Source organism: Spirillospora sp. CA-128828 (assembly GCF_050945415.1).
Classification (GTDB): domain Bacteria; phylum Actinomycetota; class Actinomycetes; order Streptosporangiales; family Streptosporangiaceae; genus Spirillospora.
This window is the reverse complement of record NZ_CP191986.1, coordinates 4,033,000-4,048,428: the sequence shown is the minus strand read 5'-3', so window position 1 is coordinate 4,048,428 and position 15,429 is coordinate 4,033,000. Positions and strand designations below refer to the sequence as shown.

Here is a 15,429-nt window from a genome sequence, read left to right as displayed (position 1 = left end):
GGGCATGACGCCGCCCCGATCGCCCGCCGAGTGGCCGGGCCTGGACGGGGCGGCCGAACGCCGGTTCGCCCTCTTCGTCGTCGGGGACGCCGGGATCGAGGTGCGCGCCTCCCTGCCGGACGTCCGGTTCGCCGACCTCGACGCCGACCGCCTCGCCTACGCGCCGGCGCGGGCCATGGCCGCCGGGACCGCGGTCAACCTGGCCCGGTGCGCGACGGGCTACTTCCGCCGGGTCGGCGTGCTGGCCAAGATCGGCGACGACGACTACACGGAGGTGATCCGCCGGGAGTTGCGGCGGATCGGAGCCGACGACCACCTCTGCGTCGAGCCCGGCGTCCCGAACGGCGTGTCGGTGATGCTGCGCGACCGCCCCCGCGGGGACGGACCCGGGGTCCGGCTCCTCGTCGTACAGGACGAGCCGCCGGCGCGGCACCTCACCGCGGAGGACGTGCGCGCCGCGGCGCGCGGCATCGAGGACGCCGACGTGCTGGCCGCCGACGGGTACGCGCTGCTGTCCCCGGTCTCGCGGGCGGCGGTGCGCGAGGCGGTCCGCACCGCACGCGCGGCGGGGACCCGGGTCGCGTTCGACCTCGTCCCGCACGACATCGACGCGCGGCTCCCGGTGTCCGATGTGCTGCCGATGCTGGAGGCGGCGGACCTGGTCATCTCCGAGGCGCACACGCTGGCGCGTCTTCTCGGACGACCGGTGCCGGCCGGCGGGAACGAACTCAGGGGGCTTCTGCCGATACTCGATCGCGACGTGCGGAACAGGCCGCTGTGGCTGTTGCGGTTCGGTGCGACGTCCCTGGAACAGGTGCTCGCCTACAAGCGGGGACGGCTGCTCATGGAGTACCCGACCGGCTACAAGCCCGGCGTGCGGCGCGCGGGCTTCGGCGACCGGATGGCCGCGTGCGAGCTCTACTGGTGGCTGTCCGCAGGGTGATCTTCGTCCGGGAGGGCGGCCGTCGCGGCGCGCATCGCCCTGAGGGTGCGCAGGAAGCGCCGCCTGCTGCCGGGAAGTCCGAACGTCTCCTGCCAGCGCCAGGTCTCGCCCTGGCCGGTGACCGTCACGGCCCAGCGCAGGAACTGGCTCCGCACGCCATCGCCCGGATGGACGGTCGCGACGCCGCCCTCCTCAATCAGCAGATAGGAACGGCCGGTGCGGAAGCAGGCCCGCAGGGCGGCGTGGTCGGCCGGCGTTCCGGGACGTCCTTCCCGCTCGACCACCGCACGCACGCCCGGTGTCCCGGGCAGCAGGTGCCAGTGCGCATGGTCGACGCACGCGCCGCCGCCCTGTGGCGTGGCGGGGCCATGTTCGAACAGCAGCAGCTCACCCGTCCCGTACGCCTCGCGGTAGAGGCGGGCGACGCGGTCACGCCAGTGCAGGGCGCGTTCCCACATCTCCCGGCCGAAGTCCCCGGCGCACTGGTGGTGGTCGCGCGTCACGAGGAGCAGGTGTCCCTCCACGAGCGGAGCCACGTCCGGTATCAGGAGGAAGTCGCGGTCACCCGCGATGATGCCCGACTCGCCGGGCAGGCCGGCCATGCCGTTGAAGCGGAATCGCAGCGGGGGGCACAGGACGCAGTCGTGATCGGGTTCGTTCCAGACGGTCGGCTCGGCCAAGCCACCTCCCAGCATCGCGGAACGCGGGAGCGGTCTCCCTCCAGCGTGCCCGGCGCCGCGCGTCCGTGATCTGTGCGAGCGCGGATACAGACATGGAGCCAATGAGGTACAAAACCTGACTTGACGGGAACAAAATAGTCAGAAGGCTACATCGTGAACCAGACACCTCCGCTCCCCGTCCCGGCACCCCGCGCCGCCCGCTCCGCCGCCATGTCCCGCTCCCAGATCCCGGCCATCGACATGGCGGTCCTCGAAGCGAGACTGAACGAGTCGCTGGACGTCCTGCGCGACACCTACGCGCCCGCGCTCGGCACCGGCGGAGGCTGGTACCACGAGCTCGCGCGGCCGGAACCCGGCACCACCGCCACCGCCCTCGGGCTGCTGGCGTTCGTCGAGGCGGGCCGCGCGTTCGAGTACTTCGACGACGGCCTGGCGTTCCTCGCCGCACGGCAGACGCGTTCGGAGGACCCGCTGCGGGACGGCGGCTGGGCCACCAAGACCAGCCTCGGCATGCCGGTGGTCGAGGCGACCGGCTGGATCGCGCGGTTCCTCGCCCGCGCCCGTTGCGACCTCCGCGACGACGCCCCCGACCTCAAGCGCGCCTACCGGTGGCTGCTGCGCAACCAGAACCCCGACGGCGGATGGGGCTCGCTGCACGGCTGCCCGTCCCGGGTCTGGCTGACCTGCCTGGCGCTGCGCGCGCTCAGCCAGCTCAACCCCTACGATCCCGCCGTGGACCGGGGCGTGGAGTGGCTGACGGCCGACCGGACCGCGCACCGCCCCGCCTGGGGGCCGACGCAGGCGTCCCGTCCCACCGTCACGCACACCGCCTTCGCGCTGGTGACGCTGGCCGAGGCGCGTCCGGACCTGCGGACCGAGCGGCTGCTGGACGCCTACGACTGGCTGCTCGGCAACCTCGACCCCGACGACGACCACACCTGGATCGAGACCTACGACGTCTCACCGCCCGGCGCATCCTGCCACCGCGCCTCGGAACACGGCGCCTCGGAACACGGCGCCTCGGAACACGGGGCCGGGCCCCATCCGGTGTGGCGGCTCGCCCTCTGGCACTACGGGCTCCCGATCGCGCTCACCGCGCTGCTGCGGGACCCTCGCGGCCCGCACGGCCCGGCCGTCGCCCGCGCCTTCCGGACCCTCGTGCGCGGGGAGATCACCGACCCGCGCTGGAACGGCTATCCCGGCAGCGGCCGCACGTCGCTGTGGACGCTGTGGTGGCGGATGGAGACGCTGATCGCGCTCGCCCGCCTCCCGCTCGCCGGGAACGCCGACGTCCTGCACTGGCTGCCGGACGCGACGGTCGTGCAGCGCTCCCACGCCCGGGAACGCCCCCTCACTGACCTCCTGCCGCACCGCCGGCTCGTCGACCCGGTCGGGTTCGTCCAGCGGCACTGGGCGGCGCTCCTTCTGGGCCTGGTGTGCGCGGGCAGCGCGCTGGGCGTCGCCGCGGACCTGTGGGGCTGGAAGGACTTCTGGCTGAGCGTCATCCTGCCCATCGTCCTCACCAGCATCGACGAGTCGGTGAAGCGGCGCCGCACCCAGCGGGCCCCTCCCTGAACCCGTCAGCCGCGGCGGGCCAGCTCCGCCTCGCCCGCGGCGCGCATCGCCTCCACCGGCACGTCCTCGCGGCCGGTCATCAGCGCCACCTGGCGGACGGCCTGGTGCAAGAGCATCTCGAACCCGCCGACGACCGTGCCGCCGGCCCGCTGCACCGTCGCCGCCAGAACCGTCGGCCAGGGCGCGTACACCACGTCGAACAGGGCCGCGCCGGATTCGGCGACCGGCTCGGCGAACGTGTCGGCGGCCCGCCCGGGAAGCGTCGACACCACGAGATCCGCCGGCAGTTGCGCGGGCACCCGGTCGAGCGTGACGACCCGGACCGCGAGCCCGAAACGCTCCCCCACCCCGGCGGTCCCGGCGGCGCGCTCGGGTGTCCGCACCGCCAGCACCGCCTCGCGCGTGCCGAGGCCCGCGAGCGCGGCCAGCGCGGACGCCGCGGTCGCGCCGCCGCCCAGCACCAGCGCCGACGCCGGCGCCTTCAGGCCGGCCTCTGCCAGCGCCGTCTCGATGCCGTACACGTCGGTGTTCTCGCCGTGCCGCCGCCCGCCCCGCAGGACGATCGTGTTCGCACCGCCGACCCGCACCGCGAGGTCGGACACCGTGTCCACGAGGCCGAGCGCGACGCGTTTCAGCGGCATCGTCAGCGACAGGCCCGCCCAGTCGGGTCCGAGCCCGTCCAGGAACGCGCCGAGGCCGTCCTCGCCGCACTCGACCGCCTCGTAGGACCAGCCGTCCAGGCCCATCGCCGCGTACGCCGCCCGGTGCAGCACCGGCGACAGAGAATGCGCGATCGGCGACCCGAGGACCGCGGCCCGGCCGGTGGTGGCGCCGCTCACTGGCCCGGGTGCGCCTTCTGCCAGGCCCGGAACTCCTTCTCGATCTGCTGCCGCTGCTCGTCCGTCGTGGCGAACTTCGTGACCTTGTTCGTCGGGTCGGTCGCGATGAAGTACAGCCACGTCCCGTCCTTCGGCGCGAGCGCCGCCTCGATGGCGTCCGGCCCCGGGTTGGCGATCGGGCCGGGCGGCAGTCCCTTGTGCGTGTAGGTGTTGTAAGGCGAGTCGACCTTGAGGTCCTCGTTCGTCACGGTCAGGGTGCGCTTGTTGAGCGCGTACAGGACGGTCGTGTCGAACTGCAGGGGCATGCCGCGCGCCACCCGGTTGTAGATGACCCGGGAGATCTTCGGCAGGTCGCTGGGCTTGCCGCCCTCCGCCTGGACCAGGCTGGCCAGCGTCATGACCGTCTGCGGGCTGAACTTCGCCTCGCGTGCCTTGCCGACGAGGTCGACGCTGTCGGCCTCCTGGGTGAAGCGCGCCACCATCTGCTTGAGGATCTGCTCGGCGGTGCCGTTCGGGTCCAGGTCGTAGCGGCCCGGGTACAGGTACCCCTCCACCTTGCCCTTCGCGTACGACGGCAGCCCCAGGGACTGCGGCTTCTTCGCCACCGCCTGGAACTCCTTGGCGGAGATGCCGGTCTTCTTCGCCAGCAGCTCGAAGACCTCCACGGCCCGGCGTCCCTCCGGGATCGTGATCTGGTTCCCGGCCCGCGACTTCGGGTCCAGCAGCAGCGCCATCGCCGCCGACGACGACATCCTCTGCCGCATCTGGTAGAAGCCGGGCTGGATGCCGGAGGCGCGCACCTCCTTGTTGTACGCCTTCACGAACGCGCGGGCGCTCTTCACCACGCGGTGCTGCTGCAGCGTCGTCCCGATCACCGAGCCGCTCGCACCGTCCTTGATCTGGACCGTGACGTTCCCGGTGCCGCGCCCGTCGTAGTCCGGCGGATGCCACTGGTTGTCGAGCCACGCGTACCCGAGGACGCCGCCGGTGCCGAACACCGCCACCAGGAAGGCCATCGCGAACAGGGCCGCCGCCCTGCCGCTGCGCCTGCGCCTGCGCTGCCGTCTGCGGACGCGACGCTGGTCCCGCCTGGTGAGCCGCTCCTCGGACGGTCGCCCGTCGCCGTACGGATCTGAGAAGAGGTCCAAATCGTTCATGAGCTCCCCCGGACGATCTCTCCCGGGGGGCGTCCCGTCAACCGTTCCGCGTCCAGGGCCGCCTGGAGGAGGACCGCCGCGGCGGCCTGGTCGACGACCTTGCGCCTCGCCTGACCGTGCACCCCGCCGGCCCGCAGCCCGCTCTCCGCGGTGACGGTGGTGAGCCGCTCGTCGTGCAGCCGGACCGTCTCCGGGGGGAGCCGGTCCGCGAGCCGGGCCGCGAACCTGCGCGCGGCCTGCGCCGCCGGGCCCTCCCGCCCCGACAGCGAGGTGGGCAGGCCGACGACCACCTCGATCGCCTCGTGCTCGGCGGCCAGTTCCAGGAGACGGTCGATGTCGCCCTTGCCGCTCTTCACGGTCTCCAGCGGGGACGCGAGGATCCCGCCGGGGTCGCACCGGGCGACCCCGACGCGCACGCTCCCCACGTCGATCCCAAGCCGCACGCCCTGCCTCATTGACTCGCCTCCGCTCGGCGGCTCGGGCGCTGAACGGCACCGGCTTCCCTCGTCGCGTGCTCGCCCCTTCGTCGCTGCGCGCGCTCCTCGGTCCAGCCGGCGCCGCGCCGCTCGCGCCTCATCGCCGTGCCTCCGTCCGGCCCGGCCGGCTTCTCCCGCCCCGTCGTGCCGGGCTCACGCGGCCCCTACTGCTCGTTCGACGGCGGCGAGGGCCTCGTCCACGGCCGCGGCGTCGGCGCCGCCTCCCTGGGCGAGATCGTCCTTGCCGCCGCCGCCTCCGCCGAGGGCCCTGGCCGCGAGGCCGACGAGCGCGCCCGCCTTGAGGCCGCGGTCGCGCGCGCCCTCGGTGACGGCGACGACCACGACGGGACGGTCCTTCGGCACGCCGGTGACCATCACGACCGCGGGGCGGGCCGTGAGCCTGCCGCGGATGTCGACGGCCAGCTTGCGCAGGTCGTCGGCGCCGGTGCCCTCGGGGGCGCGGTGCCCCACGAACGCGATGCCGCCGATGTCCTTGGCGGCGTCGGCGAGGGACCCCGCGATCGCGAGGACCTGCTGGGAGCGGAGCTTCTCCAGCTCCTTCTCCGCGTCGCGGAGCCGGGTGACCACCCCGGAGATCCGCTCGGGCAGCTCCTCCTTGCGGGCCTTCATCTGCTCGGCGAGCTGCGCGACGAGAACGCTCTCGCGGGCCAGGAAGCGGAACGCGTCGATGCCGACGAGCGCCTCGACGCGGCGGACCCCGGCGCCGATGGACGACTCGCCCAGCACCTTGATCAGGCCGAGCTGCCCGGAGCGGGCGACGTGGGTGCCGCCGCACAGCTCGCGGGAGTAGTCGCCGACCTCGACGACCCGGACCTCGTCGCCGTACTTCTCGCCGAACAGGGCGAGCGCTCCCATCGCGCGGGCCTCGTCGATGGAGGTGTGGAAGGCGCGGACGTCCAGGTCGCCGACCAGGACCTCGTTGACCTCGTCCTCGACATCCCGGAGCACGCTCGGCGGGACGGCGCCCGACGCGGTGAAGTCGAACCGGAACCGCCCGGGCGAGTTCTCCGACCCGGCCTGGGCGGCGGACTCGCCGAGGGCGCGGCGGAACCCGGCGTGCACCATGTGGGTCGCGGTGTGCGAGCGGGAGATCGCCCGGCGGCGCTCCACGTCGACCTCGGCGTAGGCGGTGTCGCCGGCCTGCGCCTCGCCGCTGCGGACGCGGCCGCGGTGCACGACGAGGCCGGAGAGCGGCGTCTGCACGTCCGTCACCTCGATGACGGCGCCGTTGCCGAGCCGGATCAGGCCGTGGTCGGCGAGCTGGCCGCCGCCCTCGGCGTAGAACGGGGTGCGGTCGAGGACGACCTCGACCTCGGTGCCCTCCCCGGCGGCGGGCGCGTTGGCGCCGTTCACCAGCAGCCCGACGAGGCGAGCGTCGCCGGCGAGGCCGCTGTAGCCGGTGAAGTCGACCTTGCCGCCGGCTCCGGTGAGCAGCTCGTCCAGGACGGAGACGTCGAGGTTGCCGGTCTTCTTGTCGCGGGCGTCCCGCTTCGCGCGGTCCCGCTGCTCCTTCATGAGCCGGCGAAAGCCCTCCTCGTCCACCTGGAGGCCCTGCTCGGACGCCATCTCCAGGGTGAGGTCGATCGGGAAGCCGTAGGTGTCGTGCAGCTTGAACGCCTGCTCACCGGCCAGCCTCGCGCCGCCGGACCGCTTGGTCTCCTCGACGGCCGTGTCGAAGATGGCGGTGCCGGTGCGGAGCGTCTGGAGGAAGGAGTCCTCTTCAGCGTCGATGACGGTGTGGATGTTCGCGGCCGTCCGCACCAGCTCGGGGTACTGCTCGCCCATCGCCTTGATCCCGACGGCGGTGAGCTCGTGCATGAGGCCGGCATCCTGGCCGCCGAGCAGCCGCAGGTTGCGGATGGAGCGGCGCAGGATGCGGCGCAGCACGTAGCCGCGGCCCTCGTTGGACGGGCGGATGCCGTCCGCGACCATCATCGTCCCGCTGCGGACGTGGTCGGCGATGACCCGCAGCGACACGTCCGCGCGGTGGTCACGGCCGTAGGACGCGCCGGTCAGCTGCGCGGCGCGGTCGAGGACGCGCCAGAGGGTGTCGGTCTCGTAGATGTTGTCGACGCCCTGCAGGATCGCCGCCATGCGCTCCAGGCCCATGCCGGTGTCGATGTTCTTGGCCGGCAGGTCGCCGAGGATCGGGAAGTCGGTCTTGCTCTCCCCGGGGCCCCGCTCGTACTGCATGAAGACGAGGTTCCACACCTCCAGGTAGCGGTCCTCGTCGGCGACCGGGCCGCCCTCGCGGCCGTACTCGGGGCCCCGGTCGTAGTAGATCTCCGAGCAGGGGCCGCACGGGCCGGGGACGCCCATCGACCAGAAGTTGTCCTCCATGCCGCGCCGCTGGATGCGGTCGAGGGGGACGCCGACCTTGTCGTGCCAGATGCTCTGGGCCTCGTCGTCGTCGTTGAAGACGGTGACCCACAGCTTGTCCTCGGGGAACCCGAAGCCGCCGTCGTCCCGCGACCGGGTCAGCAGCTCCCAGGCGAACGGGATCGCCTGCTCCTTGAAGTAGTCGCCGATGGAGAAGTTGCCCAGCATCTGGAAGAACGTGGCGTGCCGGGTGGTCCTGCCGACCTCTTCGATGTCGGGCGTCCGCACGCACTTCTGCGCGCTGGTCATCCGCTGCGACGGCGGGGTGCGCTGGCCGAGGAAGTAGGGCTTGAACGGGACCATGCCGGCGTTGACCAGCAGCAGGGTCGGGTCCTCGGCGACCAGGCTGGCCGAGGGCACCACCGTGTGCCCGCGCTCCTCGAAGAACCTGAGGAAGCGGCGTGCGACCTCTGCCGACTCCATGATCAGTTGCCATCCTTGTCGTCGTCGATGATCGTGTATCTCGCCTTGAGCACCCGGCGGGGCCGGGGGTCCCCGGCGTCCGGGGGAGCCTGGTCCATGCGGACGGCCTCGCGCAGTTCCTCTTCGCGGGTCTGCATCTCGGTACGGACGTCGGAGGCGAAAAGCCTCAGCCGGTCTCCGGCGCTCTGCCCGGTCGACACGGCACGGGCCGCGACCCCCTCGGGGGACCAGGTGCGCGTGAACCGCTCGACGCGCCGCTTGACGCGGTGCGTGACGTAGACGCCGGCGCCCGCGCCGACGCCGAGCCAGAACAGCCGTCTCATCCGCGTCCCTTACCCGAGGACCGCGTACTCGAGGACCGCGTCTGCAGCGCCGGCCTGCCGGACGGGGACCGGTCGTCGCCGTCGCGGCCGCCGAGGGCCTTGCGGACGCCGTAGGAGAAGGCGGCGGCCTTGACCAGCGGCCCGCCGACCACCGAGGTCATCACGGTGGTGACGGCCGAGACGTTCTGGGTGACGCCGGCGACCTGCTTGGTGATGACGTCAGTGCGGCCGAGCTGCTCGTTCGCGCGCTTCACCGTCCGGGTCATGTCGTCCAGCAGCGGGCCGGCCTGGTCTCCGATCTCCTGGACGACCTTGCTGGCCTCGCCGAGGAGACGGGAGAGCTTCAGCAGGGTGAGCGCGATGAACGAGACCAGCACCGCCCAGAACACGGCCACGATGAGACCTGCTAGCTGTCCACCAGTGAGCATCAGGGCTTTCCGTTCGCGTGAGTTCGGCTCGAAGGCCGGGCATGGCTTGACAGACCTTACCGTTCCGCCACCCCACATGGCGGGAGCACAGGCCAGGCCGGATCGGTCATCGCCGGTCGGCGGCGCCGCGCAGAACCGAGCGGATCCGGGCGAGCACCTCGGTGAACCGCGACTCGGCACCGTGCCTGGTCGGGCGATAGTACTCCCGGCCGTCCACCGAGTCGGGCGCGTACTGCTGCTTGACCACGCCGCCGGGATGGTCGTGGGCGTACTTGTAGCCCTGCCCGTGCCCGATCTTCGCGGCGCCCTTGTAGTGCGCGTCGCGCAGATGCCCCGGGACGGGCCCGGCGAGGCCCTTGCGGACGTCGCCGAGCGCCCCGTCCACCGCCATGATCACAGCGTTGGACTTCGGCGCCAGGGAGAGGTGGATCACCGCCTGCGCGAGGTTGATACGGGCCTCGGGAAGGCCGACGAACTCCACGGCCTGGGCCGCGGCGACGGCGGTCTGCAACGCGGTCGGGTCGGCCATCCCGACGTCCTCGCTTGCGTGCACGATCAGCCGCCGGGCGATGAACCGGGCGTCCTCGCCGGCCTCGATCATGCGGGCCAGGTAGTGCAGCGCCGCGTCGACGTCGCTGCCGCGGATGCTCTTGATGAACGCGCTGATGACGTCGTAGTGCTGGTCGCCCTCGCGGTCGTAGCGGACGGCGGCCCGGTCGACGGCCTTCTCCAGCACGTCCACGTCGATCACGCCGCCGTCCGCGACGACGAGCGAGGCGGCCTCCAGGTAGGTGAGGGTCCGGCGGGCGTCGCCGCCGGCAAGCCTGATCAGGTGGTCCTCGGCGGCGGCGTCGAGGGTCGCCGCGCCGTCCAGCCCGCGCTCCTCCGTGAGCGCCCGGCGGATCACCTCGCGCAGGTCGTCCTCGCCGAGCGGCTCCAAGGTCAGCAGCAGCGAGCGCGACAGGAGCGGGCTGATGACGGAGAAGAACGGGTTCTCGGTGGTGGCGCCGATGAAGGAGACCCAGCGGTTCTCGACGGCGGGCAGCAGGGCGTCCTGCTGGGCCTTGTTGAAGCGGTGCACCTCGTCGACGAACAGGACGGTCTGGCGCCCGGTCATGCCCAGCTCCCGCCGCGCCAGGTCGATCTCGGCGCGGACGCGCTTGACGCCGTCGCTGACCGCCGAGATCTCCACGAAGCGGCGGGACGTGACGTGGCTGACGACGGTGGCGAGGGTGGTCTTGCCCGTTCCGGGCGGGCCCCACAGGACGAGCGACATCGGCACGTCCCGGTCGACGAGCTGCCGGATCGGCGTGCCGGGGCCGAGCAGATGGGCCTGCCCGACGACCTCGTCCAGCGCGCGCGGGCGCATCCGGACGGCGAGCGGCCGCTCCGCGCCCCCGCCCGGCGCGGCCGGCGCGGTCACCGGCTCCGGGGCCGCGCGCTCCGGCGCCGGCGCGTCGAAGAGGCCCTCCGGCTCGCCCGATTCCGCCCTGCTGGTCACGCTCCGACACTATCTCGGGGCAGGGACGTTCCCGGCCGTCCGGCGGGGCGGGAACCCGCAGCCCGGCTGTGGCGTTGGAAGACCCCGGAAGGCGCATTCAGGAGCGTGACGGTGTCCGGTACGGCCCCACGTCGGCGCCACGGGCTCGCCGGTCTGCTCGTGGCGCTGTTCGTCGTGGGCGGGCTGGTCTTCAGCTACGGCCTGGGGCACGCGCCTCCGGCGCGCGTATGCACCCAGCACGCGGTGAGCGTGCCCGTCACCGTCGCCGACGCGTTCACCGGCCACGCACAGCCGGACGCTGGGGTTTCGCCGCTCAACGGCCATCACAGCCCCGTACACGCGGCGCTGACCGCTCCGCCCATGAAGGTCCCCTCACAGGCGCCGATGGAGGCGTGCCTGTGCCTGGCCGTGCTGTTCACCCTCGTGCTGCTCGGGCTGGCGGCCTGGCTGGGGCGCCCCCTCACGCGTCTTCCCGCCCGCCTCGGCTGGGCGCTCGCGCAGCCGCCCGGTGCCGCGGCCGTCCTCGCGTCCACGCCCTCTCTCCAGGTTCTCCGGCTGTGACGGACCGGCCTTAGGTCCGCCCGCACCGCCGTACCGACCCCTGGTCGTGTCACGGCGCTGCCTCCTGTCCGTAGAGATCCACAGCCCCTGAGAGGACCGCTCTCATGTCCAAGAGCGCCCGCAACAAGAACGCACGTGGCAACGCCCTTAACAAGAACACGAAGAAGAACGCGCTGACGCAGCCCGAGGTCCAGTGGGGAGCCATCGCCTTCTTCGGCGCGATCGGCCTGGTGGCGGTCGTCGCCATCGGTTACGCGTTCATGCTGACCAGGCCGTCGTCCGCCGACGACTCCGCGTCCATCAGCGGCCTGGTGACCAAGGACGGTCTCGGCCGCGGCCACGTCGCCGGCACCGTCGAGTACGACACCGCCCCGCCGATGGGCGGCGACCACAACCCCGTCTGGCAGAACTGCGACGGCCGCGTCTACGACGCGCCGCTGCAGAACGAGAACGCCGTCCACTCGCTGGAGCACGGCGCCGTCTGGATCGCCTACCGCCCCGGCCTGGCCGCCGACCAGCTCAGTGCGCTCAAAGCCAAGGTCACCGGCACCGACTACACGCTGCTGAGCCCGTACCCGTCCCTGGACGCGCCGATCGCGCTCACCGCCTGGGGCAAGCAGCTCAAACTCCAGAAGGCGTCCGACCCGCGCGTGGACCGGTTCCTGCGCACCTTCGTGAAGGGCCCGCAGACGCCCGAGCCCGGCGCGGCCTGCGACGGCGGCAAGGACACCCCGTGAGCGAGGACGCCGCGGCACCGCGGGGACGGCGCGTCACCGTCGTCCTCGCCGCCCTCGTACTGCTCGCCGGGGCCGTCCTCGTGGCGCTCGCCGTCTCCCGCTCGGAGCGGCCGGGCACCGACGGCCCGGAAGCCGGATTCGCCCGGGACATGAGCGCGCACCACGCCCAGGCGGTGCGGATGTCGTTCATCGTCCGGGACCGCACGGACGACCCGGATGTCCGGCTGCTGGCCTACGACATCATCAACACCCAGTCCGCCCAGATCGGCATGATGACGGCGTGGCTGGACGAATGGCGGCTGCCGAAGGCCGACCCGGCCGGCCCCATGCGGTGGATGTCCGGCCACGGCGGCCACGGGGAGGGCGGCACGGCGACGATGCCGGGCATGGCGACGCGCGAGCAGCTCGCCGAGCTGGAGAAGGCGTCCGGCCGCACCGCCGAGGTCCTGTTCCTGCGGCTGATGATCGCGCACCACCGCGGCGGCGTCGGCATGGCGGAGGCGGTGCTGGCCCGTACCGGGCACGACCGGGTGCGGCGGCTGGCCCGCACGATGGTGGAAGGCCAGCAGGCGGAGATCACGCAGATGAACGCGATGCTCCGGCGGCGCGGCGGCCCGGCCGCGTGATCGCGGGCAGGCGACCTTCGCGATAGCGCTTGACAGCGGGGTCGGATCGCGCGTCACTGACCACCATGGCTCACAACCTCAGCGGCTACCACCGGGCCCTCGACCTCTTCGAGGGCCTGGTGGCCGGCGTCCCCCGCGACGGGTGGGACGTGCCGTCGCCCTGCGACGGATGGACCGCCCGGGACGTCGCCGGCCACGTGACCGGCGGGCAGTCCCTGATCAGGGCGCTGGCCACTGGGGAACCCCAGCCGGACGTCAACACCGATCCGGCGCGGTTCGTCACGGGCGACGTCCTGATGAGCTGGCGGACGGCCCGCAAGGAGTGCGCGGCGGCCCTCACCCCTGACGCGCTCGACCGCCTCATCCCCTTCGGCGGCCTGGGCGACCTGCCGCTGGGCGACTTCCTGGAGGGCTACATCCTGGAGCCGCTGGTGCACGCCTGGGACCTGGCCCGGGCGACCGGCCAGCCGTCCCGCCTGGACCCCGACCTCGTCCACCACGCGTTCGCGACCGCCCAGGTCGTCGCCGCCCCGCTACGCGCCGAAGGCCACCTGGCCCCGCCGCTCCCCGCCCCGCGCGGCGCCGACGAGCAGACCCGCATGCTCGCCTTCTTAGGCAGGCGCTAGCCCCGAAGGCCGCCTCTCCGGGAGGTCACGAGAATTCGGCGAGGGTTCGTTCCGCCTCTTCCAGCCAGGCGCGGCGGGCGCTGAGGGCCTCCTCGGCCTCCTTGACGTCCTTCTCGCGGCCGGCGTCGCGGGCCTTGCCGAGGCGCTTCTCCAGCTGCTCGATGGAGCTGCGCAGCTGACCGACCGTCGCCTCGGCGCGGGCGCGGGCCTCGGGGTTGGTGCGGCGCCACTCGTTCTCCTCGGCGGAGCGGACCGTCTCCTCGATCTTGCGGAGCCGGCCTTCGAGCCGGTCGCGCTGGTCGCGGGGGACCATGCCGGCGGCCTCCCAGCGCTCCTGGATCGCGCGCAGCGCCTGCCGGGCCTGCCGGACGTCCCGGACGGGCAGCAGCCGCTCCGCCTCGGCGAGGATCTTCTCCTTCTCCTCGGCGTGCTCGCGGAACTCGGCGTCCCGCTCGGCGAACGCGGCGCTGCGGGCCTGGAAGAAGGTGTCCTGGGCGCCCTTGAAGCGGGCCCACAGGTCCTCCTCGGCGTCCCGGGAGGCGCGCCCCGCCATCTTCCAGCGGCGCATCAGGTCGCGGTAGGCGGCGGCGGTCTCACCCCAGTCCGTGGAGCCGGACATCGACTCCGCCTCGACGACCAGGCGCTCCTTGTCCCTGCGGGACTCCTCGCGCTGGTCGTCGAGGGTGGCGAAGTAGACCTTGCGGCGCTTGGTGAACGCGTTGCGGGCGGCCGACAGCCGCTTCCACAGGGCGGTCTCGGTGGGGCGGTCGATGCGGTCGGCGGCCTTCCACTCCTCGACCAGCTGGCGCAGCCGCTCGCCGCCGTTCTTCCAGTGCGTCTCCTCGACCGCGATGCGCTCGGCCTCGGCGACGATGCGCTCCTTGACCTCGCGGGCCTCGTGGCGGTGCTGCTCGCGCTCCGCCTTGACCTGCTCGCGGCGCCGGCCGACCTGCGCGGTGAGGCCGTCCAGGCGGCGTCCGAGCGCGTCGAGGTCGCCGACCGCGTGGGCCTCGGCGACCGCCTCGCGGAGCCGGTCGATGCTCTGCTGGGCCTGGGCGGGCTGCAGGTCGGTGGTGCGGACCCGCTGTTCGAGCAGGCCGATCTCGGTCACGAGCGCGTCGTACTTGCGCTTGAAGTAGGCCAGGGCCTCTTCGGGCGCACCCGCCTGCCAGGACCCGACGACCCGCTCGCCGTCGGAGGTCCTGACGTACACGGTGCCGTCCTCGTCCACCCGGCCCCAGGGATCGGTCGCGCTGGACACCCTTGCCTCCTGAATCGCGGGTCCGGACGACTCACGCCCTCCGGACCCTCCACACCTTAGTATCCCGTTCGCCTATTTCCCGGCGATCGTGACGTCCTGGATCTCTACCTTCTTCTTGGGCTTGCCGTCGCCCTTGGGGGTCGAACCCGCCTTGGCGATTTTCTTGAGCACGTCCAGCCCCTTGGTGATCTTGCCGAAGACGGTGTAGTCCGCCGGAAGCTGCGAGTCCTTGTAGACCATGAAGAACTGGCTGCCGTTGGAGTCCGGCAGCTGGCTGTGCGCCATGGCGAGCGTTCCTTCGAGGTACGTGGCCCCATTGGTGTTCTCGTTGGCGAACTGGTAACCGGGCCCACCCGTTCCCTTGGCGGTCGGGTCGCCGCACTGCAGGACGTTGAGCGCGCCACCTGTCATCCGGTGGCACTCGGTCTTGTCGAAAAAGTTCTTCTGCGCCAGATACGCGAAGGAATTGACCGTGCACGGCGCCTTGTCGCCGTAAAGCTGAATCTCCACGTCGCCCTGGTTGGTCTTCACCGTGGTCTGGACGATGTCCTTGTAGGCGGGCTTCGCCGGCGGGGTGCCGATGTCCTTGGGCGCGCCGTCCTGCTGGGCCGCCTTGTAGGCGCATTTCGGCTCGGCGGCCGTGGACTTGTCGTCCTTGCCGGTGAACACCATGAACGCCACGCCGCCGACGGCGATGACCGCCACCGCGGCGGCGACGCTGATGATCTTGAGGCGGCGCGCCCGCGCCGCCTCCTGAGCCCGCCGCTGCTGCTGGCGCTCGTAGCGTTGCCGCGCGAGCTGCTTCTTGCGGTCCTTCGCCGCCACGTACCTCGCCTCTCCGGTGTGATCAGGTGAACGTGCAGCGCATAGTAG

Annotated in this window: 16 protein-coding genes; 6 read left to right on the top strand and 10 right to left on the bottom strand. The window is 72.6% G+C overall.

The annotated features are described in order from the left end of the window. The first annotated feature begins 4 nt into the window (after positions 1 to 4). Complete coding sequence (locus ACQPXG_RS19960) at positions 5 to 943, top strand: carbohydrate kinase family protein (protein ID WP_433469202.1); 939 nt, start codon at positions 5 to 7, stop codon at positions 941 to 943. Here the strand turns inward: ACQPXG_RS19960 and ACQPXG_RS19955 are convergent. Continuing rightward, positions 919 to 1,623, bottom strand: coding sequence for an HIT family protein (locus ACQPXG_RS19955; RefSeq protein ID WP_433469201.1), 705 nt, complete (start codon positions 1,621 to 1,623; stop codon positions 919 to 921). The two genes, ACQPXG_RS19960 and ACQPXG_RS19955, sit on opposite strands and share 25 nt — an antisense overlap. Before the next feature lie 153 nt (positions 1,624 to 1,776). Between ACQPXG_RS19955 and ACQPXG_RS19950 the strand changes: the two genes are divergently transcribed. Next, positions 1,777 to 3,198 carry a prenyltransferase/squalene oxidase repeat-containing protein gene (locus tag ACQPXG_RS19950; protein ID WP_433469200.1) on the top strand — a complete coding sequence of 474 codons (1,422 nt, stop codon included), beginning with the start codon at positions 1,777 to 1,779 and terminating at the stop codon, positions 3,196 to 3,198. 5 nt (positions 3,199 to 3,203) lie between these two features. On the opposite strand, the gene ACQPXG_RS19945 is transcribed toward ACQPXG_RS19950, so the two are convergent. From ACQPXG_RS19945 to ACQPXG_RS19915, 7 genes are all read right to left on the bottom strand, one after another. Further along, on the bottom strand, positions 3,204 to 4,037 hold the full coding sequence (locus ACQPXG_RS19945; protein WP_433469199.1) for a shikimate dehydrogenase: 834 nt from the start codon (positions 4,035 to 4,037) through the stop codon (positions 3,204 to 3,206). Then, a complete protein-coding gene (gene mltG / locus ACQPXG_RS19940) occupies positions 4,034 to 5,194 on the bottom strand; it encodes an endolytic transglycosylase MltG (protein WP_433469198.1) in 1,161 nt (386 codons plus the stop codon). Before mltG ends, ACQPXG_RS19945 begins: the two co-directional genes overlap by 4 nt. Continuing rightward, positions 5,191 to 5,649 carry a Holliday junction resolvase RuvX gene (gene ruvX, locus ACQPXG_RS19935; protein WP_433469197.1) on the bottom strand — a complete coding sequence of 153 codons (459 nt, stop codon included), beginning with the start codon at positions 5,647 to 5,649 and terminating at the stop codon, positions 5,191 to 5,193. Before ruvX ends, mltG begins: the two co-directional genes overlap by 4 nt. Positions 5,650 to 5,823: 174 nt before the next feature. Then, positions 5,824 to 8,493 (bottom strand): alanine--tRNA ligase, encoded by a 2,670-nt coding sequence (gene alaS / locus ACQPXG_RS19930; protein WP_433469196.1) that lies wholly within the window; start codon positions 8,491 to 8,493, stop codon positions 5,824 to 5,826. 2 nt (positions 8,494 to 8,495) lie between these two features. Next, positions 8,496 to 8,816, bottom strand: a complete 321-nt coding sequence (locus ACQPXG_RS19925; RefSeq protein ID WP_433469195.1) for a hypothetical protein — start codon at positions 8,814 to 8,816, stop codon at positions 8,496 to 8,498. Next, positions 8,813 to 9,244: a DUF948 domain-containing protein gene (locus tag ACQPXG_RS19920; RefSeq protein WP_433469194.1), complete on the bottom strand. Its 432-nt coding sequence runs from the start codon at positions 9,242 to 9,244 to the stop codon at positions 8,813 to 8,815. Before ACQPXG_RS19920 ends, ACQPXG_RS19925 begins: the two co-directional genes overlap by 4 nt. Before the next feature lie 106 nt (positions 9,245 to 9,350). After that, positions 9,351 to 10,613: a replication-associated recombination protein A gene (locus tag ACQPXG_RS19915; RefSeq protein ID WP_433470007.1), complete on the bottom strand. Its 1,263-nt coding sequence runs from the start codon at positions 10,611 to 10,613 to the stop codon at positions 9,351 to 9,353. A gap of 243 nt (positions 10,614 to 10,856) precedes the next feature. Here ACQPXG_RS19915 and ACQPXG_RS19910 point away from each other — a divergent pair, with 243 nt between their 5' ends. The 4 genes from ACQPXG_RS19910 to ACQPXG_RS19895 all read left to right on the top strand — a co-directional run bounded on the left by ACQPXG_RS19910 (position 10,857) and on the right by ACQPXG_RS19895 (position 13,295). Continuing rightward, the gene (locus tag ACQPXG_RS19910; protein WP_433469193.1) at positions 10,857 to 11,306 is read left to right on the top strand and encodes a hypothetical protein; all 450 of its coding nucleotides are present in this window, start codon (positions 10,857 to 10,859) and stop codon (positions 11,304 to 11,306) included. A gap of 104 nt (positions 11,307 to 11,410) precedes the next feature. Further along, the gene (locus tag ACQPXG_RS19905; protein ID WP_433469192.1) at positions 11,411 to 12,043 is read left to right on the top strand and encodes a DUF3105 domain-containing protein; all 633 of its coding nucleotides are present in this window, start codon (positions 11,411 to 11,413) and stop codon (positions 12,041 to 12,043) included. Continuing rightward, positions 12,040 to 12,669, top strand: a complete 630-nt coding sequence (locus tag ACQPXG_RS19900; protein ID WP_433469191.1) for a DUF305 domain-containing protein — start codon at positions 12,040 to 12,042, stop codon at positions 12,667 to 12,669. The genes ACQPXG_RS19905 and ACQPXG_RS19900 overlap by 4 nt, the downstream gene beginning before the upstream one ends. Before the next feature lie 65 nt (positions 12,670 to 12,734). Beyond that, complete coding sequence (locus ACQPXG_RS19895; protein ID WP_433469190.1) at positions 12,735 to 13,295, top strand: TIGR03086 family metal-binding protein; 561 nt, start codon at positions 12,735 to 12,737, stop codon at positions 13,293 to 13,295. Between the two features lie 25 nt (positions 13,296 to 13,320). On the opposite strand, the gene ACQPXG_RS19890 is transcribed toward ACQPXG_RS19895, so the two are convergent. Together ACQPXG_RS19890 and ACQPXG_RS19885 are read right to left on the bottom strand one after the other, a co-directional pair. Then, a complete protein-coding gene (locus tag ACQPXG_RS19890) occupies positions 13,321 to 14,556 on the bottom strand; it encodes a DUF349 domain-containing protein (protein WP_433469189.1) in 1,236 nt (411 codons plus the stop codon). A 72-nt stretch (positions 14,557 to 14,628) separates the two neighbouring features. Next, positions 14,629 to 15,381: a peptidylprolyl isomerase gene (locus tag ACQPXG_RS19885; protein ID WP_433469188.1), complete on the bottom strand. Its 753-nt coding sequence runs from the start codon at positions 15,379 to 15,381 to the stop codon at positions 14,629 to 14,631. Between the last annotated feature and the right edge of the window lie 48 nt (positions 15,382 to 15,429).

Coding starts and splice junctions, on each gene's coding strand:
- ACQPXG_RS19960 (WP_433469202.1), top strand. CDS start 5: ATGACGCCGCCCCGATCGCCCGCCGAGTGGCCGGGCCTGGACGGGGCG.
- ACQPXG_RS19915 (WP_433470007.1), bottom strand. CDS start 10,613: ATGCGCCCGCGCGCGCTGGACGAGGTCGTCGGGCAGGCCCATCTGCTC.
- mltG (WP_433469198.1), bottom strand. CDS start 5,194: ATGAACGATTTGGACCTCTTCTCAGATCCGTACGGCGACGGGCGACCG.
- ruvX (WP_433469197.1), bottom strand. CDS start 5,649: ATGAGGCAGGGCGTGCGGCTTGGGATCGACGTGGGGAGCGTGCGCGTC.
- alaS (WP_433469196.1), bottom strand. CDS start 8,493: ATGGAGTCGGCAGAGGTCGCACGCCGCTTCCTCAGGTTCTTCGAGGAG.
- ACQPXG_RS19895 (WP_433469190.1), top strand. CDS start 12,735: ATGGCTCACAACCTCAGCGGCTACCACCGGGCCCTCGACCTCTTCGAG.
- ACQPXG_RS19905 (WP_433469192.1), top strand. CDS start 11,411: ATGTCCAAGAGCGCCCGCAACAAGAACGCACGTGGCAACGCCCTTAAC.
- ACQPXG_RS19925 (WP_433469195.1), bottom strand. CDS start 8,816: ATGAGACGGCTGTTCTGGCTCGGCGTCGGCGCGGGCGCCGGCGTCTAC.
- ACQPXG_RS19920 (WP_433469194.1), bottom strand. CDS start 9,244: ATGCTCACTGGTGGACAGCTAGCAGGTCTCATCGTGGCCGTGTTCTGG.